The organism is Arenimonas sp., assembly GCF_022842045.1.
Classification (GTDB): Bacteria; Pseudomonadota; Gammaproteobacteria; order Xanthomonadales; family Xanthomonadaceae; genus Arenimonas.
The window spans coordinates 20819-29301 of the sequence record NZ_JALHQI010000036.1; the positions used below are offsets into that span (position 1 = coordinate 20819).

General features: G+C 71.2%; 5 protein-coding genes. 3 read left to right on the forward strand and 2 right to left on the reverse strand.

Translation table 11 applies throughout. The features are described from left to right. The 3 genes from Q0C12_RS09125 to rapA all read left to right on the forward strand — a co-directional run. Nucleotides 1–1791: M13-type metalloendopeptidase (locus Q0C12_RS09125; RefSeq protein ID WP_290889255.1), on the forward strand; the 1791-nt coding region annotated here is incomplete at its 5' end. Nucleotides 1792–1968: 177 nt separating this feature from the next. Beyond that, nucleotides 1969–3855, forward strand: coding sequence for a M13 family metallopeptidase (locus Q0C12_RS09130; RefSeq protein ID WP_290889257.1), 1887 nt, complete (start codon nucleotides 1969–1971; stop codon nucleotides 3853–3855). Continuing rightward, nucleotides 3855–6698 carry an RNA polymerase-associated protein RapA gene (gene rapA, locus Q0C12_RS09135; protein WP_290889259.1) on the forward strand — a complete coding sequence of 948 codons (2844 nt, stop codon included), beginning with the start codon at nucleotides 3855–3857 and terminating at the stop codon, nucleotides 6696–6698. The genes Q0C12_RS09130 and rapA overlap by 1 nt, the downstream gene beginning before the upstream one ends. Before the next feature lie 44 nt (nucleotides 6699–6742). Here rapA and Q0C12_RS09140 read toward each other — a convergent pair whose 3' ends face one another. Both Q0C12_RS09140 and Q0C12_RS09145 read right to left on the reverse strand, forming a co-directional pair. After that, nucleotides 6743–7621: a hypothetical protein gene (locus Q0C12_RS09140; protein WP_290889263.1), complete on the reverse strand. Its 879-nt coding sequence runs from the start codon at nucleotides 7619–7621 to the stop codon at nucleotides 6743–6745. 8 nt (nucleotides 7622–7629) lie between these two features. After that, entirely contained in the window at nucleotides 7630–8286 is a 657-nt protein-coding gene (locus tag Q0C12_RS09145) for a rhomboid family intramembrane serine protease (protein ID WP_290889266.1), read from the reverse strand. Nucleotides 8287–8483: the final 197 nt, after the last annotated feature.

Below are 8483 nucleotides of genomic sequence, written 5' to 3' on the forward strand. Positions count from 1 at the left end.
ATCCAGCAGAAGCTGGTCGAGAACCTGGCCGCGCAGGAAGGCGCCACCGGCACCGCCAAGCTCATCGGCGACGTCTGGGCCACCGGCATGGACGAGGCCGCGGTGAATGCCGCCGGCATCGCGCCGATCCAGCCGATGCTGGACGAGATCGCCGCGCTGCAAACGCCGGAGCAGATCGCGGCCTACGTCGCCGCCAGCTACGCCAAGGGCCAGGGCTACCTGTTCTCGTTCGGCCCGCTGGCTGACTTCAAGGACTCCAGCGTCAACATCGCCTACGCCACCCAGGCCGGCCTGGGCCTGCCGGACCGCGACTACTACTTCGACGAGAAGCACGCGGCCGTGCGCGAGGCCTACGTCGCCCACATCGCCAAGGTGCTGCAGCTGGCCGGCGCCGACGAAGCCAGCGCCGCGGCCCAGGCCGCCGACGTGATGGCCTTCGAGACCCGCCTGGCCAAGGTGTCGGCCTCGAGCGAGCAGCTCTCGCGCGACGTGTCGCTGTACTACAACCCGGTCAGCGTCGCCGACGCCGACGCGTTGACGCCGAACTTCAAGTGGTCGGCGTTCTTCGCCTCGCAGGGCCTCGAGGCGCCGGCGATGTTCTCGCTGGCCCAGCCCGACTTCCACGAGGAAGTGAGCGCGATGCTGGCCGACGTGCCGGCCGCCACCTGGCAGGCCTACCTGCGCTTCCAGACCGTGGACGGTCTCTCGCCGTTCCTGTCCGACGCCTTCGCCGAGGAAAACTTCAACTTCTACGGCAAGACCCTGCGCGGCCAGTCCGAAATGCAGCCGCGCTGGAAGCGCGTGCTCAACACCATCAACGGCCAGATGGGCGAGGCGCTGGGCAAGGAATACGTGGACGTGGCGTTCTCGCCCGAGGCCAAGGCGCGCATGCAGGAGCTGGTGTCCAACCTCAGCGCCGCGCTCAAGGTGCGCATCGAGAACCTGGAGTGGATGAGCCCGGAGACCAAGGAGCAGGCGCTGGTGAAGTGGGCGGCGTTCACGCCCAAGATCGGTTACCCGGACAAGTGGCGCGACTGGAGCGGCCTGCAGACCAGCCGCGACAGCTTCGTGGCCAACCTGATGGCGGCCGGCGAGTTCAACCACAAGTTCAACCTCGCCAAGATCGGCCAGCCGGTGGACAAGACCGAGTGGCAGATGAGCCCGCAGACGGTGAACGCGTACTACAACCCGCTGGCCAACGAGATCGTGTTCCCGGCCGCGATCCTGCAGCCGCCGTTCTTCGATTTGGAAGCCGATGACGCGGTGAACTACGGCGGCATCGGCGCCGTGATCGGCCACGAGATGATCCACGGCTACGACGACCAGGGCAGCCGCTTCGATGCCAGCGGCAACTTCAAGAACTGGTGGACCGACGCCGACATGGCCGGCTTCAAGGACCGCACCGGCCGCCTGGTTTCGCAGTTCAACGAATACGGCTACGGCGACGACATGAAGGTCAACGGCAACCTGACCCTGGGCGAGAACATCGCCGACCTGGGCGGCCTGGCCGTGGCCTACGACGCGCTGCAGAAGGCGCTGGAGAACAAGCGCGTGGCCGAGATCGACGGCTACGGCCCGAACCAGCGCTTCTTCATGAACTGGGCCACGGTCTGGCGCGTGAACTACAAGCCGGAAGAGCTGAAGGTGCGCCTGCAGACCGACCCGCACGCCCCGGCCCGCTTCCGCGCGATGGGCGCCCCGTCCAACCTGCCGGCCTTCGCCGACGCGTTCGGCTGCCAGGAAGGCGACCCGATGGTGCGCAGCGGCGAGGCCAAGGTCGCCATCTGGTAAGCGTTCCCCACGGCAAGCCCCTGGAGAGCCCGGCCCCGCGCCGGGCTTTCCTTTTCCGCCCCGGTAGGAGGAACTTCAGTCCCGAAGCCCTTCGCGAAAAACTTCGGGACTGAAGTCCCTCCTACAGGGGAACGGGCGCAGGCGTTAGAATCGCGGTCCCCCAAGTCGGAGTCCGCGATGCCCATCCGCATGCGCCCCCTGTTCCCGTCCCTCCTGCTTGCCCTTTTGGCCGCCGGCCCCGTGGCCGCCCAGCAGCGCGCCCCGCTGGCCTGCGCCGACTTCTACGGGCATGCCAATGCCGCCTGGCTGGCGCAGAACAAGCTGCCCGCGGGCGCCACCTCCTTCAGCCGCTGGGACCAGCTCAATGCCCTGGGCGTGCAGCAGCGCGACCAGGTCCTGGCCGCAACCACCGCCCCGGCCAACGCCAGGGTGTCGGTGAGCCTGGCCGACCTGTTCGCCAGCGCCGGCGACGAGGCCGCCATCGAGGCCCAGGGCATCCGCCCGATCGAGCCGCTGCTGGCCATCGTCAACAAGATCCGCCGCCCGCGCGACATCGCCCCGGCCATCGCCGCCCTGCACACCGCGGGCATGCCGCTGGTCGTGGACCTGCAGGTGCTGCGCGATGCCCGCGGCAATCCCTACGCCCAGGTCGGACCGGGCGGCATGGGCCTGCCCGACCCGGGCTTCTATGGCAACGCCGATCCGCTGGTGCAGCCGGTCGAGGCGCGCTACCAGGCCGCCGTCACCGAGTGGCTCAAGCTCACCGGCTCCACCCCGGCCAAGGCCCCCGCCGAAGCCGCGGCGGTGCTGCAGATGGAGCGCCAGCTGGCCAAGGCCACCCTGCCCGGCGTGTCCTTCACCGTGATGCCGACCAGCGAAGCCGAGAAGCTGGCCGCGGGCATCGGCCTCAAGGACCTGCTGGCCGCGCACGGCCTGAAGGCCACCGAAGTGGCGATGACCGGCCCCGGGTTCTTCGTTACGCTCGACCAGCTGATCGGCAAGACCAAGCCCGAGCAGTGGAAGGTGTACCTGCGCGCGCACATCGCCCGCGACATGGCGCCGACGCTCGGCAAGGCCTTCAACGACCCCTGGGCCCAGCTCTACGACGTCACCCTGCGCGGCCAGGACGCGCCGACGCCGCGCACCCTGCGCGCCCGTTGGGTGCTGGAGGCCCGGGTGCCGGAGCTGATCGACGCCGCCTACACCCAGCGCTTCCTGCCGGTGGCGCGCCAGGAGCGCGCCCAGGGCATCGCCGCCGCGGTGCGCGCCGCCGCCCTCGACCGCGTCGGCCAGGCTGGCTGGCTGAGCGAGGCCGGCAAGGCCGGCGCCCGCCAGCGCCTGGAGGCGATGCAGGTGCAGGTGGGCACCGAGGTGCCGTTCAACGTGTTCGACGACCTGCGCTTCCGCCGCGACGACCTCGCCGGCAACGTCCTCACCCTGCGCAAGTGGCTCATGAAGTACGCGCTGGTGCGCGCGCGCTTCGCCTGGCCGGCCGAGCAGTGGCAGCCGATGGTGGTCTACCTGCCGAAGGAGAACCGCCTGCTGGTCACCGCCGCCACCCTGCAGCCGCCGGTGCTCGACGACGGCGGCAGCGCCGCCGACTACGGCAGCCTCGGCGGCCTGGTCGCGCAGCAGATGAGCCTGGCGCTGGCGTTCGAGGGCGCCGACAAGGCGGCCTGGGACAAGCGCGTCGCGCCGCTGGTGCCGCAGTACGCCGCCTACTCCGCCACCGGCGGCGCCACCCGCGTCAACGGCGCCGGCACGCTGGCGCAGAACGCCGCCGACCTCGCCGGCCTCGAGATCGCCTGGGCGGCGCTGAACGCGCAGGGCAAGCCCGACGCCGCCGCGGCCAAGGCCTTCTTCACCGGCTGGGCCAGCCTCTGGCCGCGCCAGGACGTGGCCACCGCGCTTGCCGCGGCCCAGGCCAGCGCCATCCACGCGCCCGCCAAGTGGCGCGTGAACGGCCCGCTGGCCAACCTGCCCGCCTTCGCCGAGGCCTTCGGCTGCAAGGGCCGCGTCGCGATGCAGCGGCCCGCCAAGGAGCAGGTCGCCCTCTGGCGCTGATGAACAGTTTCGCTCCCGGACAACGTTGGTTCTCCAGCGCCGAGCCTGAACTCGGCCTCGGCACGGTGCTTCGCCTCGCGGGGCGGCAGGTGCAGATCGTCTTCACCGGCACCGGCGTGGTGCGCATGTACGCGCTGGGCTCGGCGCCGCTGCTGCGCGCCGTGTTCCGGCCGGGCGAGCGCGTGCGCATCGGCGGCCAGGACAAGACCGTCGAGCGCGCCGAGCTGCGCGACGCCCTGATCCACTACACCTGCGACGGCCAGCTGCACACCGAGGGCGAGCTCGATGCCGAGCAGCCGGTGTCGCAGGCCGATTCGCGCCTGCTGTCCGGGCGCGTGGACCGCAACGACCAGTTCGAGTTCCGGCGCGAATGCCTGCAGCGCCGCGCCGACGCGCGCGCGCATCCTGGCTGGGGCGTGCTGGGCGCGCGCATCGACCTGATCCCGCACCAGCTGCGCGTGGCCGAGATGGCCGGGCGCCGCCGCCCGCCGCGCCTGCTGCTGGCCGACGAAGTGGGCCTGGGCAAGACCATCGAGGCCTGCCTGGTCACCGCCCAGCAGCTGGCCAGCGGCCGCGCGAAGCGCGTGCTGGTGCTGGTGCCGGAAAGCCTGGTGAACCAGTGGTTCGTCGAGCTGCTGCGCCGCTTCAACCTGCCCTTCGCCATCTACGACGAGGAGCGCTGCGAATCGCTCGAGATGACCGAGCCCAAGGCCAACCCTTTCGAGGACGAGCAGTGCGTCATCGCCTCGGTCGACTGGCTGGCCAGCCACGACAAGCGTGCGCGCCAGGCGCTGGCCGCCGGCTGGGACCTGCTGCTGGTGGACGAGGCGCACCACCTGGTGTGGACGCCGGAGTTCTCCAGCCCGGGCTACGCGTTGGTGGAAGCGCTGTCGGCGCGCACGCCCGGCCTGCTGCTGCTCACCGCCACGCCGGAGCAGCTGGGCCTGGGCGGGCACTTCGCGCGACTGCGCCTGCTCGACCCCGCGCGCTACACCGACCTCGACGCCTTCCGCGCCGAATCGCGCGGCTACCTTGAACTGTCCGCGCTGGCCGAGCGCCTGCTCGAGGGCCAGTCGCTGACCACGACCGACATGGCGACGCTGTCGGGCCTGTTCCCGGGCGATGAAGCCGCGCTGGTCGCGCGCCTGGGCCGCATCGCCGCGGGCGACGCCGCCGAACGCGACGCGCTGCTGGCCGACCTGGTCGACCGCCACGGCACCGGCCGCGCGATGGTGCGCAACCGCCGCGCCGCCGTCGGCGGTTTCCCGGAACGACTGCCCTGGGTGACCGCGCTCGACGCGCCCGAAGACCCGACCGTCCTTGGCCGCCTGCGCGCCGAGTTCGCGCACGATGTCGGCGACAGCGACGACGAGCCCGAGCACGATTACGCGAAGGACCCGCGCACCGACTGGCTGCTCGGCATCCTCGACCGCGTCGCGCCGGCGAAAGTGCTGCTGCTCTGCCGCTCGCGCGCCAAAGTGCAGGCGCTGGAAGAAGCCCTGCGCCTGCGCACCGGCCTGCAAGTCGCGCGCTTCCACGAGGACATGAACCTCCTGCAGCGCGACCGCAACGCCGCCTTCTTCGCCGACCCCGAGGGCGCCCGCCTGCTGATCGCCAGCGAAATCGGCGCCGAAGGCCGCAACTTCCAGTTCGCCCAGCACCTGGTGCTGTGGGACCTGCCGCTGCATCCGGACATGCTCGAGCAGCGCATCGGCCGCCTGGACCGCATCGGCCAGAAGGGCGACGTCAATATCCACGCTGCAGCGGTGACCGGCAGCGCGCAGGAAGTGCTGCTGCGCTGGGTGCACGAAGGCCTCGACGCCTTCCGCGGCGTGCTGGCCGACGGCCGCGAGCTGCTGCGCAGCTTCGGCGCCGAACTGCTGCAGCTGGCCGAACAGGACGCCGATGCGCGCGAGCCCGCGCTCACCGAACTCATCGCCCGCAGCCGCGAGAAGCACGCCGAACTGGCGCGCATCATCGCCGAGGGCCGCGACCGCCTGCTCGAACTCGGCAGCCGCGGCACCGACGGCGGCGAGCTGCTGGCCGCGCTGCACGGCGACGACCAGCACGCCGCGATGGACGACCACGCGCTGCGCCTGCTCGAGGCCTTCGGCGTGCACAACGAACCGCTGGGCCCGAACCAGTGGCTGCTCGATCCCGAGCACCTCACGGTGGACGGCTTCGAAGAGTTCAAGCAGGGCCCGCGCGCCGTCACCTTCGACCGCGCCACCGCGCTCGGCCGCGACGACCTGCTCTACCTGCGCGACGACCACCCGCTGCTGCTCTCGGCCAACGAACTGCTGGTCTCGGGCGAAACCGGCAACGCCGCCTTCCTGGTCGACGACAGCCTGCCGCCGCGCACCGTGGTGATGGAGGCAGTGAACGTCATCGAATGCGTCGCGCCGCGCGGCCTCGACGTCGAGCGCTACCTGCCGCCGGCGCCGCTGAGCGTCGCGGTCGACACCCGCCTGCAGGTCCGTCCGGACTTCGCGCCGGGCGAACGCGCCCGCCTGCGCGCCGGCGACCGCGTGTTCGACCTCTCGCCCCAGCGCAAGGTGCTGGCCGCGCTGGTGCCGCCGATGCTCGAGCGCGCCCGCGAGGAGGCCCTGCTGCGCGCGCAGGAGCGCGTGGCCGAAGCGATGGCGAAGGCCGACGCGCTGCTGGGCGCCGAAATCACCCGGCTCAAGGCCCTGGCCCGCGTGAACCCCGCGGTGCGCGCCGAGGAAATCGGCGCCCTGGAACAGGAGCGCGAGCAGCTGCTGGCCATCCTGCCCACCGCCCGCCCCCGCCTCGACAGCCTGCGCCTGGTGGCCAGCACCGACTTCCTGCAGCTACGCCGCTGAGATTCACGGCCCGCGCGGCGCCTGCCGAGCCCGGGCCGTTTGTTTCAGCTGCGCAACTTTACGGGCAACAAGGCGACGCGCTTCGGCACGCCGCGAAGCTTGTTGAAGCGCATGCCTTCGGCGATCTTCCGCTGCGCTTCCAGGGCTTGTTCGTCCGGCCAGTAGTCGACCACCAGCGCCTTTTCCACGCGTCCCTTGGGGTCGATGCTCAAGTGGAACAGCGCGTAGCTGTCCCTGCCCAGCTGCGGCGACCACGCCGGAGCCATGACATCGGAGGCGCCCTTGCGCTCCAACGGCACGCCGGGTTCAACCTCGCGGCCGACGCAAGGATCGAGCGGCGAGCGGGCCTTGGCCGCCTGCAGCGCCGAATCGATGGCCTCCCCGTGCCGGGCGACGAAGGCGTTCACCAAGGCAAGGATCTCGGCGTCCAGGGCTTCCGAGCGCGGCTGCCCCAGGGCATCGAAGGCCCGGTTGACCTGGCTGCCCGTTCGAGCGCGATGGCTCGAATAGGCAGCGTCCGGATACTTGCGCCCGAAATGGACCTGGACCAGCGCGTGGACCAGCGCGTCCATCGGCCGCCCCCCCGCCAGGTCGAGCTCCACCAGGCCAGCCAGCGCGCCCAGGTTGCCTCCGAGCGCACTCCGGTGCAGCCACTCGCGCGCCAGTGCCCCGTCCTGGGGCAGGCGCGCGGCAGGATGCTTCGGACCCAGCCGGTAAAAGGTGCCGAGCAGGAAGGCGGCGAAGTCACCGCCATCCTCGGCCGACGCGCGCAGGCGGGCCATTTCATGCGCGACGTCGGCCGCCGGCTGCGCGGGATCCACCAGCACGCCGATCAGGTAGCAACGATCGGGCGCCTGGGCCGCCGCGTGGGAAAACGCCGGCGTCGCGGCCGCAAGCCAGAAACCCAGGAAGAGAACACGCATGGCCCGCCTCATCGCACCAGCCTCGGCCCGCGCGGGCGGAACGGCGGCTGCCCGCGCCAGTAGCGGATCACCAGCCAGCCGAACAGCATGCCGCCCAGGTGCGCGAAGTGGGCGATGCCGGAGTTGCTGGCGAACACGCCCATGCCCAGTTCGATCGCGCCGAACACGATAACGAAGGTGCGCGCTTTCATCGGGATCGGCGGGATCAGCAGCATCACCTGCCGGTTCGGGAACAGCATGCCGTAGGCCAGCAGCAGGCCGAACACGCCGCCCGAGGCGCCGATGGTGGGATAGACGCCCTGCCCCGTGATGCCCGAGGTCACCACCACCAGCTGGATCAGGCCGGCGCCGGCGACGCAGATGAAGAAATAGGCGAGGTACCGTCGCGTGCCCCAGGTCTGCTCCAGCGAGCTGCCGAACATGTACAGCGCCAGCCCGTTGAAGAACACGTGGCCGAAGCCGCCGTGCAGGAAGCCATAGCTGATGATCTGCCACGGCAGGAAGCCCACCGTGATGGGCGAGCCGTCGGCCGCGAAGCCGGCGGAATACTCGCCCAGCGGCCACAGCGCGAAGTACATCAGCAGCGGTTCGGGCAGGAAGTTTTGCAGCAGGAAGCCAATGCCGAGGGCCCAGAGCAGGCCGGCGGTAGCCGGAGGCAGTCGCATGGGGAAGTGCCGGTGGGAAGCCAGCCCGTATCATAGCGGCATGGCCCCGCCCCTTCCGTTGATCCCCGGTGACGATGCGCTCGACGCGCTGGCCGGCGTGCTGCGCACGCGCGACTGGGCCACGCTGGCGCTGGATGCCGCCGATGCCCGGCTGCGCGCGGCCGCCGATGAAGCGCGTACGCACGCCGCGGCCGGCC